Source organism: Allomuricauda sp. M10 (genome assembly GCF_020782875.1).
GTDB lineage: Bacteria > Bacteroidota > Bacteroidia > Flavobacteriales > Flavobacteriaceae > Flagellimonas.
Map to the genome: position 1 here is coordinate 830,194 of NZ_JAJGBN010000002.1, position 18,526 is coordinate 848,719.

Consider the following 18,526-nt stretch of genomic DNA (forward strand, 5'->3'; position numbering starts at 1 on the left):
TTTTATTTGAATCCTTGTAATGTATTTAAAATTAAAAAAAGTGTGGAAGGTTTCCGTTAGGTTAGTGTGAAAAGAAGGGAGATTGTTACAATTAAAGTTCTAAATAGTGAGTTCTTTTGCAATCATCTCTGCTTGTTTCAATACTGTTTCTGTTGCTAGTTTTTGCATGTCCGGTGGATAACCGTACTGTCTCAAGGTCCGTTTGATGATAACTTTGAGTTTCGCCCGAACACTTTCTTTGATGGTCCAGTCGATTGATGCATTCTGTTTTACCCGCTCGGTCAAAATAATGGCAAGCTCTCTTAACTTGTCCTGTTGCATTAGTTGCTTTGCAGAATCGTTGTTTGCTACTGCGGTGTAGAAAGCGTACTCAAAGTCAGAAAGTCCCAATTTCTTTGCCTCATTGTCCATGTTCACGATTTCCTTGCTCAACTTGATGAGTTCGTCCATCACTTCGGCAGCGGTCAAAATCTTATTGTGGTATTTCTTGATGGAATCCTCCAACATTTCTTTGAGCGACTTACTCTTTACTAAATTCTTTTTGGAACGTGCTTTTATCTCATCATTGAGTAACTTCTTCAAAACTTCCAATGCAACATTCTTATGCTGCATACCTTTAAGTTCCATCAAGAAGTCTTCTGATAGTATCGAAATGTCCGGTTTCTTGATACCCGCAGCATCAAAAACATCGATTACTTGTTCAGAAACTAAGGCCTGATCTATAACTTGGCGTATGGTTGTTTCAATTTCCTCATCGGTCCTACCTGAATCAGTGCTGTCAAATTTTGCCAATCTAGCTTTTACTGCTTGGAAAAAAGAAACTTCATCCTTCACATCCATTGCTTGTTCATGTGGAATGGCAATAGCAAAAACTCTTGAAAGAGCGGTGACTTCATTGATGTACCTTTTCTTACCATCTTCTAGACCAAGAATATATTCTTCAGCTGCTAGAATCATGGATAGTTTTTGGCCCGTGTCCGCTTGAAAATAATCTTCATAGGGGAAGCCATTGAACATCTGCGATACAACTTCCAGCTTCTCCAACATCAATTCAACTGCTTGGGCTTGGGCAATAGTTGGGTCACCTTTTCCACCAGCATCAGAGTAGAATGACAAAGCCCTTTTCAAATCGGAAGCAATACCCAAATAATCCACTACCAAACCACCGGGTTTGTCCTTGTAGACACGATTTACCCTCGCAATGGCTTGCATTAGGTTATGGCCTTTCATGGGTTTGTCGATGTAAAGCGTGTGCATACTTGGAGCGTCAAAACCTGTGAGCCACATATCCCGTACGATGACTAGTTTCAATTCATCATCCGGGTCTTTCATTCGGTCAGCAAGCATTCTTCTTTGTTGCTTGGTTGTATGATGCTTGGCGATTTTCGGTCCATCCGAAGATGATGAAGTCATTACCACTTTAATCACGCCTTTGTCCAAATCGTCTGAATGCCACTCTGGTTTTAGCTTGATGATTTCGGCATACAAATCAGCGGCAATCCTTCTGGACATAGCCACAATCATTCCTTTGCCTTCGAATACTTCTTGGCGTTGGCCAAAATGCTGAATGATATCGTTAGCTACATTCTTGATACGGTTTTCACTGCCAATTAAGGCTTCCAACTGTGTCCATTTTGCTTTGGCTTTTTGGGTTTCAGTGAGTTCTTCTCCGTCCAACTCGTCATCCAGTTCTTCTACCAGTTTTTTGCCTTCTTCGCTTAGGTTCACTTTTGCTAAACGGCTCTCGTAATATATGCGAACGGTTGCACCGTCTTCTACAGCTTGGGCAATGTCATAGACATCAATGTAGTTTCCAAAAACGGCAGGGGTGTTTACATCTGTGCTTTCAATAGGTGTTCCTGTAAAACCAATATAGGTGGCATTGGGCAAAGCATCACGCATGTACTTGGCAAATCCATACACGGTTTTCTTACCAATGACATTGCCATGCTCGTCTTTGTCATCAACTGTTTTGGCCTTGAAACCGTATTGTGTCCGGTGAGCCTCATCAGCAATGACCACAATGTTTTCCCTTTCGGAAAGGGTTTCATACACATTGCCTTCTTCGGGTGAAAACTTTTGAATAGTGGTAAAAATGACACCGCCGGAAGCTACTTTGAGTTTTTCTTTTAGGTCGCTTCGGTTTTCTACTTGTTTGGGCTCTTGTCTCAGCAATTGGGTGGAAGCGGCAAAGGTATCAAAGAGTTGGTCATCCAAGTCGTTACGGTCGGTGATGACCACAACAGTAGGATTGTCCAAAGCCAAAACGATTTTACCCGTGAAAAATACCATGGAAAGGGACTTGCCACTTCCTTGGGTATGCCAAACCACACCACCTTTTCGGTCGCCTTTGGGTTGAGATTTCACACCCGATACACCATAGTTTTCGGGTGATTCCATTACAAAATTCCCCTCCTGAGGAGGGGTGTCCGTTAGGGCGGGGTGGTTTTTTAGGGACTCAATGGTATGGTCTAGCTTGTTTAATACATCAACTGCTGGTATCCTGATTACTGTAAGGCCTAGACTTTGTAGAAAACTATCTCTATCCGCATCATATTCTTGTTGAAAATCGTGGATTGCTCCATCTATCTCAATGACGACCTGACAGTTTCCACAGTAGAAATCAACAATGTAATTGCCTATAATTTTTTGTCGATCGAAGTCATAACCCTTGAACTGCTTGTTTTTTACTTGATTCCAAAAGAGTACTTCAGGAAGGTTTCCCGCTTTGCGAAGTTCGCGTGCCCGTTCTTTGAGTTTTGGATTGTAAGGAAGGGAGAAGTAGTTTTTAGAGGCTCTGGTGATTTCTTTGATTCGTGGGTTTGGGACCACCCCGGTCTTCGACCACCCCTCCTCAGGAGGGGAATTGTAACCTGTGGCTCTCATGGCAGATTCCACTGCACGGTTTACGGCATAGTACTGATGATATGCCGCTAATTTCTTGACCGTTGAAATAGTGGTTATGCCTGTTTGGGCATCTTCTTTTTTTGATTTTTCAAAAACAATAAAGTGCCTGACCAAATCCAATAAAGTTCCTTTGTTCAGCATGCCATTAATGAGCGTTTCCATTTGGCTCACAAGGTGGGATGCTTCTTCTTTGCCATCTGCCGATTTCCAGGCCATAAAACGGCTCATGCCGGATGATAGTGTCCCTGCTCGGGCTTCCAATCCATCTGAGATGACACAAAATGCATTGTATGCAAACAGGTTTGGAATGGTGGCCTTGTAGGTTTCTATTTGCCGAAATGCTGATTTGATGGTCGCATTTTCATCTGCCGCATTTTTGAGTTCAATAACCACCAAAGGAATACCGTTGACAAAAAGAATGATATCCGGGCGCTTATTGACGCCATTCTCGATCACCGTAAATTGGTTGGCAACTATAAAATCGTTGTTTTTGGGTGAATTGAAGTCGATTAGCCAAACCAAATCGCCTCTTTGCTGCCCATCTTTTTGATAACTGACTTTAATACCTTCCGTCAAAAGCCGATGGAAACTTTCATTGTTGGTCAATAGCTCGGGTGAATGTATGCGTTGGATTTCTTTAATGGCTTCTTCTTGTGCAGCTGGGGGAATGGTTGGGTTGATTCTTCGCACTGCTTCTGCCATGCGATGGGTGAGCAGGATTTCTTCGTAGGAACTACGCTCTGGATTTTCGCCGTCATAGGCAATGCTTGGGGCATAAATGTACTCATAGCCCAAATGCTCCAATAATTTGATGGCAAAACCTTCTATGCTATGTTCGGTTATTCTACTCAAACTTACTCTAATTCTACAGGTTCAATAAACTGTCTGCCCTTTGAGGGATGCAACAGTTTTTTATGATGTAAGCGCCCAATAATGATGGCAGGATGAGTATTGAATTTTTCAGCAAATTCCAAGACATCATTCTCAGTTAGTGAAGATTGTTGTAGTATTTCTTCTTCTTGTTCATCTGAAAGAGTCCATTTGATCGCAAAATTGTTTGCTTCTTCTTCCTTTTCTAGGTCTTTATCTGAATAATCAACGTCTTCTAAAAAAATATCCTTTTTTCCATGTAGCAAAATATGCCCAGCTTCATGAAAAAAGGTAAACCAAAAACTATCATTTCGTTTGTATCTACCTGTTAATTGAATCAGTGGCGTATCATTCAGCCAGCGGGTGCTTCCATTTATAGGCGCTTTGTTGATACAAGGGGTATGCACCACTTTAACTCCAGCTTCCAAGCATAGTGCTTGAAGTTGTTTGAAGAAATTTTCAGGGTGCTTGGCCATTATACTTTTTACTTCGGGTAGGGCAGCTTTGAAGGCTTTATCGCTGTAAGGTTTAGTGGGCAATTCAGATGCCTGTAGCTCACCTTTTCGCAACCATGCGGAAATAGCATAAGGTTCTTTGGTATGTGCCAACGAAATACGGAATGCAACCTTTAATTGCTGATTGAAATAGTAATCTTCCCAGGCATTATGATTGCTGATGCTGAAAAATGCCAACAACGCTGAAGTTTTTTCTTCAATGGTGGTTTTTCTAGATATCCATCCTTTTTTAACCATATCGGCAAAAGGGAATAATTTTGCCCATTCCGTGGACTCGGTCAGTAATTCCTGACGCTCTTCACGGGCAACGTATTCATCATGGTTACGCTGCATATTCAGCCAAAAGTGAGCAGGGATTTTCAGGACATGTTCAAACTGTACCGCCATTTCGGGAGTGATGCTACTTTTGCCTTTTAGTATGGCAATTACCGTTTTTTCAGGCTTTCCTGTACGGATAGCAAACTCCTTAGGACCCATACCCAATTCCTCTAACTTTTCTGCAAGGGTTTCGCCGGGATGAAAAGCTATTTGCGGATGATATTGATTCTTTTTAGTTGCCATGTTGCTCTGTGTTCGCTTTGTTTCTTATTTACCGTGGTAATTGGTAATCTCTATGATTTCCACTCCTTTGATTTGAAGCCAGATATATTTGCCGTTTTCATCTGTAGGAATGGGTTGTTCGTGTGGTTCAAATACCAGCCTGTACGGTTGGTCAAGGTCGCAAGCCCACTGTTCTTTGCGGTCGCCTGTGAGTTCGTGGTAATGCCCGGGCAAGTAGCGAACATCTTCAAGGGTAAGCGCGTTGCGAAGGTCTCCAAGACGTTTGTTGTAGAGCTTTGCACGAATTTGCCCCATTTGCTTTCGGCACTTCTTAAAGTCGTTCGCCAGTTTTTCCAGCTTACTATCATCAAAGGTTATTTCCACTGCAAAGGTATATATTTTTTAATTTACATCAAATGTAAGTCAAAATCATTTATCCGGAAACCCTTACCTCCCCACTCATCAACTTGGGCAGCAGCGTATCGCGCAGGGCGGTAAGAGTACGGATTTGGGTTTGGTTTGATTTGATTTTTCCATAAAATTCTGAAACTACTCCATCGAATTTCTCCAATAAATCATCCGGGGGTATTTCGATTGGCATGTTGTTAAGAACAGCCGTCGTCATGCTGGGCACAGCTGAACCGACATTCATGGACCCTAAATCTTTCTGCTTGATAAATTGATAAATAAACTTAGCAATGTGCTTTCTTTTCATAATCGTATAGAACATGGTATCCACTGTCCAGAAAGCTTCATTCACATACATCACGTTATTCAAAGTGCCTTTTCGTGGAATTAATACTGATTCTCCTTCAAATAGCAGTTTGTCAACCGCACGCATAAAACCACCTGAACCATAAACAGGGATATTTCCATCTGATAGTTTTTTATGGTCCTTGCCATATTTCACATCTACTAAATCCCCCAAAACACCTTCTTCCCAATCCTCATTCGCTTCCTCCACAAACCAATGCCGAAACAGCGTCTCCGCCAGTTGCTCCAGGGTTTGGTTTTGGCGGTGCAGCAGGTCTATTTTGTCGTCTAAGCTGGAAAGGACTTCTGATATTGAGCATTGTTCAGATAAACTCGGTAATAAAATTTCAAAACTTCCTAACTGTTTTGCATTTGCTCCAGGCTGTGCTGAACCTCCAGCAATTGCATCCACATAATCGCTCCAGCTTTGGGAACGAAGTAGTTGGCCGATAAAAAAGGGGTCTGCTAAATTTTTATCAATTTGATATCGAATCAAATAGGATGCATAAACCACTTCCTTCGGGTCATTCTCCTTGATTGTATAATTTGCCCCTGTAGTAGCCCCAGTTCTTGCAATTACTATGTCCCCTGGCAATAATTGATATTTCTTGAAATTTTCTTTTGTAATTGGACAATATGGAACTGAATCCCAATTCAACCTTCCATTTGCTATGTCAGTGATGCGAAGGAACTTTGGTCCGACCTTTTCCTGTTTAGCACTTTCGGTATATCCATAGGAAATATCAGAGCATAGTTCAGCCAATGTTGTTTCCTTCCACTCACTCATCAATCTTTACTTTTTGAAGGTTAACGGCAATACGTTCATTGAGTTCGGCTTCTTCTTTGAGTTGGGCTTCAAACTCAGCTTTTAGGCTGGTAAAGCGTTCGGCAAAGTCAAAGTCCTCCTCTTCCTCCGCTAAGCCCACATAGCGGCCGGGTGTGAGTACATAGTCCAGTTCGGCTACCCGCTCTTTGGTGGCAGAAGCACAGAAGCCCTTTATATCTTCATAACCACCCCGCCCTTCGGACATCCCTCCATCGGAGGGGAATTTGTTGCGCCAGTTGTGGTAGGTGTTGGCAATGGTTTGTATGTCTTCCTCAGAAAGTACTTTGGTTCTACGGTTGATCAAGTGCCCCAAATTGCGGGCATCAATAAAGAGAATCTCTCCTGTACGGTTTCTTTGACCACCCCGTCCTACGGACACCCCTCCGGAAGAGGGGAATTTTCCAGTTTTGTCACGGCTCATAAACCAAAGTGAAGCAGGGATTTGGGTGTTCAAAAACAACTTGGCCGGTAGGTTTACAATACAATCGATCAAGTCTGCTTCTATCAGTGCTGCCCTAATGTCGCCTTCCCCTCCACTTTTGGATGTCAAGGCCCCTTTGGCCAATATAAAACCTGCTTGTCCACTTGGTGCCAAGTGGTACAGGAAATGTTGGATCCAAGCGTAATTGGCATTACCTGTGGGAGGTACACCATATTTCCAACGGCCATCGGTGCGTAACAGATCACCGCTCCAGTCACTCACATTAAACGGTGGGTTGGCAATGATGTAATCGGCTTTTAGGTCTTTGTGGGCATCATTCAAGAACGAGCCTTCATTGTTCCACTTTACCTGCGAGCTATCAATGCCCCTGATGGCCAAGTTCATTTTGGCCAATCGCCAAGTGGTTTGGTTGCTTTCCTGCCCGTAAATGGAAATATCATTGATTTTCCCTTGGTGGCTGGTCACAAACTCCTCCGACTGCACAAACATTCCACCCGAGCCACAGCAAGGGTCAAAAACTCGGCCTTTGTAAGGTTCTAGCATTTCAACCAAGAGTTCAACAACACTTCTTGGCGTATAGAACTGTCCGCCCTTTTTACCTTCAGCCAGGGCAAACTCCCCAAGGAAGTATTCAAATACGTGTCCGAGGACATCCGCACTTCGGGCTTTGGCATCACCTAACGCAATGTTTCCAATCAAGTCAATCAGTTCTCCCAAACTGGTTGGATCTAGATTTTGGCGGGCATATACTTTGGGCAGTACTCCTTTTAGAGATGCATTTTCACGCTCTATGGCATCCATGGATTCATCAATGGACTTTCCTATCGTGGGATGCTTCGCATGACTTTGAATAAAACGCCATCTGGCCGATGGAGGAACAAAAAATACATTTTCAGCCTTGTACTCGTCTTTATCCTCGGGATCAGCCCCGGCATATTCTCCTTTACCGGATTTGAGTTTGTCGTAAAGCTCTTCAAACGCATCCGAGATGTATTTCAAGAAAATCAGTCCAAGAACAATGTGTTTGTATTCCGCAGCATCAATGTTTTTTCTCAGCTTGTCGGCTGCTTTCCATAGTTGTTTTTCCAAGGGTTCCTCAGAGATAGTTTTGGCCATTTAGTTGTCTAATTAAATTTTTGGGGAGTTGGTAAAAGATTACCAATTTAACCATTCTACACTAAAGAAAAAACAGAAACCCGTAACCGGAAAAAATTCCAATGGTGATTAGGGATTTACTCTAAAACGGCTATGAAGTTTTGATAGCAAAACAATGGGAAATGCCCAAAATTGGGCTATTCCTCCAATTTCCCCGCCTCCTTCAACATTTCCAACACTTTTTCCTTGGGGAGCGCCTCGATTTTGTGCCCATCCCGTCCGGTCAGGGTCTCGCCAGCAAAAAGCGAATTGAGAATGGCTTCCTCCGTGGCCTCGATGGTGGCCAAAAACAAGGGAGTCATGGCTTCATTGCGTAAAGTTGGTACGGCCTGAATCGGGTTTTCACTTTCATAGGGAATGCGGCATTCCTCGGCAGTAGAAACGACTATCACGTAATCACCACTTCCGTTGCTCGCAATGCCTCCGGTTCGAGCTAGGCCCAGCATCGCCCTTTTGGCCAAGCGTTCCAGGTTTCGGGCATCCAAAGGCGCATCGGTCAATACTACCATCATACAGGAACCATCAGAGGAATATTTAAAACTGTTGGAATAATGTCCCGATTTTTTACCGACTTCTACACCGGCCACTTGCAACACGCCACCAAAATTGGTCTGCACCAATACACCCACGGTATAGCCTCCGGATTGTTTCGGCAATACTCGCGAAGAAGTTCCAATCCCTCCCTTATAACCAAAACAAACGGTACCTGTTCCTGCACCTACGTTGCCTTCGACAACAGGTCCCGTACTTGCATTTTGAATGGCTTGCAGCACATCAGTTTCTTTGACATGTCGTCCCCGAATATCGTTGAGGTAGCCATCGTTGGTCTCTCCCACCACAGCATTTACGGAACGGACTTCTTCATTCCCAGATTGGTTTAAGGTATATCCAATCACGGCATTGACGGCCGTGGGGACACTCAAGGTATTGGTGAGGATGATAGGTGTTTCCAGATTCCCCAATTCCTTCACCTGGGTATAACCGGCCAACTTACCAAATCCGTTGCCCACATAAATGGCCGCAGGCACTTTTTCTTGAAAGATGTTTCCCGAATGCGGAAGTATGGCGGTTACCCCTGTTCTGATGGCATCGCCCTCGATCAAAGTTGTATGGCCCACCTGAACGCCAGGAACATCGGTAATGGCATTGTAGGTTCCGGGATGGAGCACCCCAATGGCAACTCCGTAATCTCTAAGTCGGTTTTGTGACATGGTGAACAATGGAAATAGAATCAGAAAAATAAGAAATAAGCTATGGTGTTTTCTTTTCATTTGGGTTGATGGCATATAGCATCCAATTTAACCATTCTCCATCAAAAAGGAAACCCCAAAAGTCGATGGCATTAAAAAAGAAAGGGGCCTAGGCCCCTATAATTATTTTGTGAAAGGTACTTTGGTTACTCCACTTTACACGAAGTATCCGCGATGATCTTCCACGATCCGTCAATTTTTTTAAGCACCAACATAAAAATGCCTTGGATATCGCCCACCGGTCTGGTCAAATGGTATTCTCCCATGACGGTATAGGCATCATCAGTTATTTTGGAAATGTCATTTAGGACGAATTCCAAATGGCCAAAATGCTCTTGGGTCGGGTAGCTTTTTTGGTATCGTTCCAAGGTGCTTTGCCAACCTTTTACCACCCCGGAACTGCCATAAAAGGTCAGTTCTTCGGATTTCCAATAGGTCTCCATGAACAATTCAATATCATAATTGTTCCAAGCTGTTTGCTGGGTGGCAAGCACTTGCTCAATAGCGGCCCTTTCCTCTTGTTCTTTCGAAGTCTGGGCAACGCAAAATAAGGGCAGAACAAGTAGAAGAAACAGCGCTTTTTTCATTTCAAAAACTTTTAAAACTTGCGGTAATCCCCAGCCAAATATTGGTTGGCCTTTTCTTCTTTGAACTTAGCGGTCTCCGCATCCCAATGCAACGTTTCACCTGGGAAACGACCTGCAATGGTACCCAAAAGAATGGTCTCGGTCAACCGTGCCGCATAATCGAACGGGGCAGTAGTCTCTCCCTTGCCCAAACAGGCATCCACAAATTGGTGGTAATGCTTTGGACCTTCGGTTTCGTAGTTTCGGATGGGCTCACCCAGATTGTGTTCCTTGGAAACTTTGGCTATCTCTTTAGAAATGTCCACGTACTTGCCTTTTCTGATTTTCTTGGGCAATTGCATGAAGTGGGGAAGCAACAACCTTCCTTTTTCACCAACGAACATGGCCCCTTGATCGGGAAGTTCATTTTCGGCAGCAATCTTGGCATCCAACGACATTTTATCCTTCATACTTTCCTCTTTGGAAACTGTACCGTCTTTGCCCATGGTCATACCAGGTAATAATAAATCTTCGCTCAATGCAGGAGCCCCAGGCCCGTCATACCAGACCCATTTTAAGGTTTCGGTGGTATAGGGTGTTTGCGGGAATTCATAGGTCACCGTATTGTGTTCCGGATATCCGAAACCGTTGGTAGGGCGGCATTCCGTTGTGATGGTTCGAGGAACATCCAATTGCAAAGCATTGTAAGGCGTATCGAAAATATGGACACCCATATCGCCCAAGGTACCACAACCGTAATCCATCAATTTTCTCCAATTGCCGGGGTGGTACATGCCATCTTTATAAGGTCTTTCCTTGGAAGTGCCCAACCAAAGGTTCCAATCCAATTGGGTAGGAACCGGGTCTTCCCCTTGTGGAAGCGGGCCATCATACCCCCAGTTTTTAGGCGACCAAGCATGTACGGTATGTACTTTGCCTATGATGCCGGATTGAATCAGCAACGTGGCCAGTTTGTAATCGTAAAAGGAATGCACTTGGATCCCCATTTGGGTGACCAATCCTTTATCAGCGGCCATTTTTTTCATAGCGCGTGACTCGGAAACGTAATGGGTCAATGGTTTTTGACAGTATACGGGTTTGTTCATTTCCATGGCCATCATGGAGGCTGGTGCATGGGTATGGTCTGGGGTTGAAACGATCACGGCATCGATTTCATCTCCCATTTCTTCCAACATGGAGCGATAATCAAAAAAGATGCGGGCCTTGGGGTGTAGTTTATGTGCGGCGGCAAGGTTGATGGCGTCCACATCGCAGAGGGCCACTACATCCACAGAGGCATGGGAAGATATGGCCTTGAGGTCCTCGCCTCCCATATTCCCGACACCGATATGGGCCGTACGTAATCTATCGATGTTCATGGAGCCTTTTAAAAAGGAAGGCGCCAACATGATGCCCAATGCACCAACACTACTTTTTTTAATGAATTCGCGTTTGTTCATGTTCGTTTAGTATGTTATAATTTTTTGATTTTGATATTTCGGAACCAGATAGGACTGGAATGGTCCTGCAAGGCAATATAGCCCGTTTTGAATTTGCCATAATCCGGGGCGTTGTCCCATTTTCCGGAAGCCTTTTTGGTATTCCATTCCTCGGACCAGGGTACAAATTCCAATAATTTTTTGCCGTTGAGCCAATGCTCCACCTTTTCAGGGGTAAACACGATCTTGGTGGTGTTCCATTCCATGACAGGGTTCAGCTGCTTTTGCGATTCATCTGCCACATGCATGGCGTAATCGGCACCGGTTTTCTGCCAATCCTGGAGCAACTCCGGATGCTTGGCACCAAATTGGGAGTTGTACCCCACCAGATCATGGATGTTGGCATAGTTCTCGTCATCAATCAACTGATATTCGGGAGCCACAACAGGAGGTCCGTTATAACCTTCCTTAACATGGTAAAAAATGCCGCTATTGCCTCCTTCTGGTATTTTCCATTCAAGGTATAGTTCAAAATTTTCGAACTCCTCGGCACCGTAAATAATATCCTTTCCACCGGTGTAATTTTGCTCCATACCCAATTCGGTATCAAAAGTCAGGGAGCTGTCCTTTATGGTCCATCCGGGAGGTAATGAATCCATGTTGTACCCGCGCCAACCTTCTAAACTGCTGCCATCAAAAAGCATGATCCATTCGGACTCTATTTCAGTATTGGTGTCAGTGGTTTCAGGTTCATCCGTGGGTTTGGATTGATTCTTACATGCGAGAACAAGTAAAAAAAGAAGGGAAAGCTTTAAAATTTTAGACATGGTTTAGTTGTTGGTATTTATTCCGATGGGTTAAAGTACAAAATATTGATTAACTTTTTTTGCACCATTTTCATTACATTTAAGCCTGACTAACTCAACACTTTAAAAATGAAGACTTGCTTTTTCAGGATTAGCTTGCTTATGCTGGCTAGTACCTTGTTCATTACCCCGATCCATTCCCAAAGAAATAAGAAAAGCCAAAGTGCTCCCGAATATCCGGAAGCCTTGTATTCCAGCTTGGAGTACCGATTGATTGGACCCTTCCGTGGGGGTCGTTCCGGTACGGTGGCAGGAGTGGAAGGCGAACCCAACCTATTCTATTTTGGTGCAACCGGAGGAGGTGTTTGGAGGACCACTGATGGCGGAACCACTTGGGAGAATATTTCTGACGGATTTTTTGGAGGCAGTATCGGTGTCGTTGAAGTTGCAAAGAGTGATCATAACGTAATTTATGTAGGTGGAGGTGAACAAACCGTTCGTGGTAATGTTTCTTCAGGTTATGGAGCATACAAAAGCGAGGATGCCGGAAAAACATGGCAAACCATCGGCTTGGAAAACAGCCGACACATCTCTCGAATGAGGATTCACCCAACCGATTATAATACCGTTTATGCCGCTGTCATGGGCAACCTGTATAAACCTACCCAAGATCGTGGGGTATACAAGACTACCGATGGAGGTAAAACTTGGAAGAAAGTACTTTATGCCAACGATTTGGCAGGTGCCGTGGATTTGATTTTTGATCCCAATAACCCAAGAATTTTATATGCCTCTACATGGAGGGTGCAACGTACTCCTTATAGTTTAAGTAGTGGAGGTGAAGGTTCTGCCCTTTGGAAAAGTACCGATAGTGGCGAAACCTGGACCGAAATCTCTAAAAACGAAGGCTTCCCAACGGATACATTGGGAATCATTGGAGTGACCGTTTCTCCCAAAAACAGCAACCGTGTTTGGGCCATGGTAGAGAACAAGGACAAAGGTGGTCTGTACCGTTCAGACGATGGCGGTAACAAATGGACGCTTGTCAATAGTGATAGAAGCCTAAGGCAGAGGGCGTGGTATTACACTAGGGTCTATGCCGATACCCAAGATGAGAATGTGGTATATGTGCTCAATGTAAACTACCATAAAAGTACGGATGGAGGTAAAACATTTGAATCTTCCAATGCGCCACATGGGGATCACCACGATCTTTGGATAGCCCCAGAGGATTCCAAACGTATGATCATGGCGGACGATGGGGGTGCCCAAGTAAGTTATGATGGCGGTGAATCCTGGAGTACAATGGACAACCAACCTACGGCACAGTTTTATAGGGTGACCACGGATAATGCTTTCCCTTACAGAATCTATGTGGCTCAGCAGGATAATTCCACTTTGAGGATCAAACACAGGAGCGATGGTTTTTCAATAGGTGAAGGTGATTGGGAAGAAACCGCTGGTGGTGAGTCGGCCCATATTGCGGTAGATCCTGCAAATGATGAAATTGTTTATGGTGGTAGCTACGATGGCTTTTTGGTGCGTGTTAACCATGCAAAAAATACCGTTAGGGGAGTAAATGTTTGGCCGGATAACCCTATGGGTTATGGAGCCGAAGGGATGAAGTATCGCTTTCAGTGGAACTTCCCCATCATGTTCAGCAAGCATGATCCCAAAAAACTGTATACCTTCTCCAACCATGTCCACATGACCACGAACGAAGGTCAGAGTTGGGAATTGTTGAGCGGTGACCTTACCAGAAACGATCCAACTAAATTAGGTTCCAGTGGTGGACCCATCACTCAGGACAACACCAGTGTGGAATATTACTGTACTATTTTCGCGGCCAATGAAAGCCCTTTAAAAGAAGGGTTACTTTGGGTAGGTAGTGATGACGGTTTGATCCATGTAAGCAAGGATGGCGGCAAAACTTGGGAGTACGTAACCCCGTCCATCATGCCCGAATGGAACATGGTCAACAGCATAGAACCTTCCGCTTTTGATGAAGGTACTTGTTATGTAGCCGCTACGCGATACAAATTGGGAGATTTTAAACCCTATTTGTACAAAACCACTGATTACGGGAAAACCTGGTCGTTGATCACCAACGGAATCGAGGATGAACATTTTACCCGTGTGGTGCGTGAAGATCCAAAACGCAAAGGCTTACTGTATGCCGGAACCGAAACCGGAATGTATATTTCCTTTAATGATGGGGCCAAATGGGAGAAATTCCAAATGAACCTTCCCATAGTTCCCATTACCGATTTGACCATAAAAGATGACAACCTGATCGTGGCTACCCAAGGAAGAAGCCTTTGGATCATTGACGATCTTACCGTACTTCACCAATTGAATGACGCCAAGAAAACGGCCAGCACCATCTTGTACAAACCAAGGGAGAGTTACCGAACTAAAGGAAATACGGCTAGAAGACCATCCAAGACCGAAGGAACAAACTTGGCCAACGGAGTGATCACCCATTTCTACTTAAAGGATTTTGCAGAAAAGGATAGTGTGGCTTTGACCTACACCAGCATGTCCGGGGATACCTTGGCAACCTACAGCACCTATTCCAAAGAGAAGGATAAAAAATTGGAGGTCAAAAAAGGAGGGAACACCCATGTTTGGGACACCCGTGGAAAAAGCGCCGAACGTTTGGACGGAATGATTCTTTGGTGGGCTAACCTAAGCGGTCCAAAAGCCGTTCCAGGGTCGTACAAAGTCCATTTAAATGTAAAAGGTACTACTCAAACCCAAGAATTCAAGATCCTTCCTGATCCAAGGGCAGAGGTTTCCGTTGCTGATATGCAAAAGCAGTACGATTTCATTTCCGAAATAAACGAGACCATTGACTTGGCACATCAATCCATCAAAAAGATCAGGAACATCAACAAAAAATTGGATGAGTTCGTTGCCAAATACAAAGACAATGATGCTACAAAAGATGTGGTGGCAAAAGTAAAGACCATGAAGGAAAAATTCGGGACCATAGAAAAGGAATTGTACCAGACCCAAAACCGAAGCGGACAAGATCCGTTGAACTTCCCCATTCGATTGACCAACAAATTGGGTCACTTGAACAGCTTGGTTTCCATGGACGATTTTCCTCCAACGGAACAGGACATTGTTGTAAAAGAGGAATTGTCAGCTGGCATAAAAACCCAATTGGCCGATTTTGATAAACTGGTTGATGATGAGGTTGAAGCTTTCAATGCTGAGTTCAACAAGCTCAAACTGGATTATTTGAGCATAGAGGATTAAATTTCAAAACCCCTTGCCCAACGGTAAGGGGTTATTTTTTTAGAACACAAACAGATCTGAAGAATGAAAAAGTCAATCTTGATTTTGGGACTATTGTCCTGTACACTGGCAATGTCCCAGTCCGCGAACGAGTATTTCTCATCCATGAAATTTCGGAACATAGGACCGTTCCGGGGAGGGCGTTCCGTTACTGCAAGCGGTGTGGTGGGCGACCCGATGACGTATTACATGGGAACCACCGGTGGTGGACTTTGGAAGACCACCAATGCTGGTAGCAGATGGGACAATATTTCCGATGGGTTCTTTGAAATGGGTTCCGTAGGGGCCGTTTCCGTTTCGGAATCCAACCCAAACATCGTGTATTGCGGTATGGGGGAACATGCTCCACGTGGGGTCATGACTTCCTATGGTGATGGGGTATATCGATCTAACGATGCAGGCAAAACCTGGATAAAATTAGGTTTGGAACAGACCCAGCATATTTCGCGGATCATCATCCATCCCACCAATCCGGATATTGTTTATGTGGCAGCACAAGGTGCCTTGTTTGCCCCTAACAAGGAGCGAGGCATATACCGTTCCATGGACGGTGGGAAAACCTGGAAAAACATTCTTTTTGTGAATGAAAGCACCGGGGCTGTGGAGCTTTCCATGGATGCCAACAACTCTTTGACCCTCTATGCAGCCATGTGGGAATACCAACGTAAACCCAATTTTGTGATGAGTGGTGGACCAGGAAGTGGACTTTACAAAAGTACCGATGGGGGAGATACTTGGACGGAATTGACCGAAGGCCTTCCCGAAGAAAAAGGGAAAATGGGAATTGCGGTGAGTCCAGCCAATTCGGATAAGGTGTATGCGATTATCGAGAGTGATTCCAATCAGGATAAAGGCGGTCTGTTCGTTTCCAATGATGCAGGTAAGAGCTGGAGCATGGTCAGCGGGGATAACCGTTTGGTGCAACGCGCCTGGTATTATATTGAAGTATTTGCCGATCCCAATAACGAGAATACTGTTTATGTGCTCAGTGCTGAAATGTTCCGATCGGAAGACGGCGGTAAAACCTGGGAATCCATTTCGGTACCCCATGGTGATACCCATAACCTTTGGATCAACCCCAATGACTCCAAAAACATGGTTATGGCAGATGACGGTGGGGCTACCATTACGTATGACTATGGAAAAAACTGGACCCTGCCCTACAATATGCCCACCGCACAGTTCTATCGCATCAACACGGACAATCTTTTTCCATATAACATCTATGGAGGGCAACAGGACAATACTTCGGTGAAGATTGCAAGTCTTTCCGTAGGTCGATGGAGTATCAACCAAGAGGATTGGCATTATTCCGCCGGTGGCGAAAGTGCATTTTTGGCCTTTGACCCTGATAATCCACGCTATGTGATGGGGGGCAGTTATTTGGGAACCATCGAACTGTTCGATATGGAAACCAAAATGTCTACCAATGTGATGGCCGCACCGATTCAATATCTGGGGCGGGAGGCACGAAACATGAAATATCTGTATAACTGGAACGCTCCCATTATTTGGTCCAAACATGAACCAGGAACGTTTTATCATGGGGCGCAATTGGTCTTGCGGACTAGGGACAATGGGGTAACCTGGGAAGAGATTTCCCCAGACCTTACCCGTGATCAAGACGATAAACAAGGCAACGGGGGCGGTCCCTATACCAATGAAGCCGTAGGTGCCGAAAACTATGGTACACTGGCCTATATTATTGAGTCTCCACAAGAAAAAGGCGTCATGTATACCGGTAGTGATGATGGATTGGTCTACATCACCAAAAATGGTGGGGAAACATGGGAAAACATCACCCCAAAAGGGTTGAAGGAATGTTTGGTGAACGCCATTGAGGTATCTCCACATGATCCTGCTACGGTCTATATTGCGACTACTCGATATAAGTTCAATGATTACGCCCCTGCATTGTTTAAGAGCACGGATTATGGCAAAACGTGGATCAATATTAGCACGGGAATCCCTTATGGAGCCTTTACCCGAGTTGTTCGAGAAGATCAAGAGCAAAAAGGATTGTTGTATGCTGGAACGGAAAAGGGACTTTATGTTTCTTGGAACGATGGAAAAAGTTGGGAGCCACTGCAATTGAATCTGCCCAAAACGCCAATAACCGATTTGAAAATTCATCAAGGCGATTTGATCGTGGCAACTTCAGGAAGGTCTTTCTGGATTTTGGACAACATCACTACCCTATCCCAATACAAGGGGGAATCCGGAGCATTGAAGTTGTACAAGCCAGAAGTAACGGTCCATGGTTTCTGGGGAAGTCCATTGAATAGTAGTTCCAAAAAAGTGGAGGGCACCAATCCATACGAAGGCGTTAACCCTGCCAGTGGTATGGTCCTTTATTACAATCTGCCCAAGGCCATGGATAGTACGGAACTGTCCCTCGAAATCAAGGATGGAGCAGGGAAGCTAATCCGAGCCATTAGTTCCAAACGGGATGAAAGCTATGTTCCCCACAATGGTGGTGGACCGCCGCCAGCACCCGTTTTAGGAACGGATAAAGGCCTGAACCGATTTGTTTGGGACCTCAAAACACCTATCGTTCCTGGAGTGCCCGGAGTTTATATGGAAGCTAATTTTACAGGGCACAAAGTACCGCCGGGTACCTATTCCCTTCAGCTAAAGGCTGGTGGTGAAACCGTTACCACTCAAGGAGTTGTCATCCCAATGCCGAACACGGACGTTTCTGAACAAAGGTTTGCGGAATACCATCAATTCATGTCGGAGGTGGAAGCCAATATAACCGACATGCACAACAAAGTGAATATGCTGTACAAAGTACAGGGCCAATTGAAGGATTTACTGAAGGATGTAAAGAACGATGAACTCAAAAAAGAAGGGCAATCGCTTTTGGACAAACTGAAATCTTGGGACGAGGATATGGTACAGCGCAAATCGCAGGCTTATGATGATGTGGAGAATTTCCCCAATAAGTTTACCGCGGAGTATCTATTTTTGATGAACCATAGCGATAGCCCATTGCCCCAGATCAACCAGCCATCCAAAGACCGAAAAGCAGAATTGGATGCACAATGGGTTGGGTTAAAGCAAACGGCTCAACAATTCATCACGGTGGATATACCCAATTTCAATAAAAAATTGTGGGAAAATGGCGTGGGTGCCATCCGAATGTAAAAAAGAA

11 protein-coding genes are annotated in these 18,526 nt (G+C 44.5%); 2 read left to right on the forward strand and 9 right to left on the reverse strand.

Annotated elements, in window-relative coordinates; all coding sequences use genetic code 11:
* Positions 1-99: 99 nt before the first annotated feature.
* The 9 genes from LKX84_RS08845 to LKX84_RS08885 all read right to left on the reverse strand — a co-directional run bounded on the left by LKX84_RS08845 (position 100) and on the right by LKX84_RS08885 (position 12,090).
* Entirely contained in the window at positions 100-3,759 is a 3,660-nt protein-coding gene (locus LKX84_RS08845) for an HsdR family type I site-specific deoxyribonuclease (protein WP_228236791.1), read from the reverse strand.
* 2 nt (positions 3,760-3,761) lie between these two features.
* Complete coding sequence (locus LKX84_RS08850) at positions 3,762-4,853, reverse strand: HigA family addiction module antitoxin (RefSeq protein ID WP_228236792.1); 1,092 nt, start codon at positions 4,851-4,853, stop codon at positions 3,762-3,764.
* Between the two features lie 24 nt (positions 4,854-4,877).
* Positions 4,878-5,216 (reverse strand): type II toxin-antitoxin system RelE/ParE family toxin, encoded by a 339-nt coding sequence (locus LKX84_RS08855; protein ID WP_228236793.1) that lies wholly within the window; start codon positions 5,214-5,216, stop codon positions 4,878-4,880.
* Between the two features lie 49 nt (positions 5,217-5,265).
* The gene (locus tag LKX84_RS08860; protein ID WP_228236794.1) at positions 5,266-6,372 is read right to left on the reverse strand and encodes a restriction endonuclease subunit S; all 1,107 of its coding nucleotides are present in this window, start codon (positions 6,370-6,372) and stop codon (positions 5,266-5,268) included.
* Positions 6,365-7,969: a type I restriction-modification system subunit M gene (locus LKX84_RS08865; protein WP_228236795.1), complete on the reverse strand. Its 1,605-nt coding sequence runs from the start codon at positions 7,967-7,969 to the stop codon at positions 6,365-6,367. Before LKX84_RS08865 ends, LKX84_RS08860 begins: the two co-directional genes overlap by 8 nt.
* A 176-nt stretch (positions 7,970-8,145) precedes the next feature.
* Positions 8,146-9,279 carry a P1 family peptidase gene (locus tag LKX84_RS08870; protein WP_228236796.1) on the reverse strand — a complete coding sequence of 378 codons (1,134 nt, stop codon included), beginning with the start codon at positions 9,277-9,279 and terminating at the stop codon, positions 8,146-8,148.
* 125 nt (positions 9,280-9,404) lie between these two features.
* The gene (locus tag LKX84_RS08875) at positions 9,405-9,845 is read right to left on the reverse strand and encodes a YybH family protein (RefSeq protein ID WP_228236797.1); all 441 of its coding nucleotides are present in this window, start codon (positions 9,843-9,845) and stop codon (positions 9,405-9,407) included.
* A gap of 11 nt (positions 9,846-9,856) precedes the next feature.
* Entirely contained in the window at positions 9,857-11,284 is a 1,428-nt protein-coding gene (locus LKX84_RS08880) for a Gfo/Idh/MocA family protein (RefSeq protein ID WP_228236798.1), read from the reverse strand.
* A 14-nt stretch (positions 11,285-11,298) separates the two neighbouring features.
* The gene (locus tag LKX84_RS08885) at positions 11,299-12,090 is read right to left on the reverse strand and encodes a DUF1080 domain-containing protein (RefSeq protein ID WP_228236799.1); all 792 of its coding nucleotides are present in this window, start codon (positions 12,088-12,090) and stop codon (positions 11,299-11,301) included.
* A 108-nt stretch (positions 12,091-12,198) separates the two neighbouring features.
* Between LKX84_RS08885 and LKX84_RS08890 the strand changes: the two genes are divergently transcribed.
* Complete coding sequence (locus LKX84_RS08890; protein ID WP_228236800.1) at positions 12,199-15,333, forward strand: WD40/YVTN/BNR-like repeat-containing protein; 3,135 nt, start codon at positions 12,199-12,201, stop codon at positions 15,331-15,333.
* Positions 15,334-15,396: 63 nt separating this feature from the next.
* Complete coding sequence (locus LKX84_RS08895; protein WP_228236801.1) at positions 15,397-18,519, forward strand: VPS10 domain-containing protein; 3,123 nt, start codon at positions 15,397-15,399, stop codon at positions 18,517-18,519.
* Positions 18,520-18,526 lie beyond the last annotated feature (7 nt).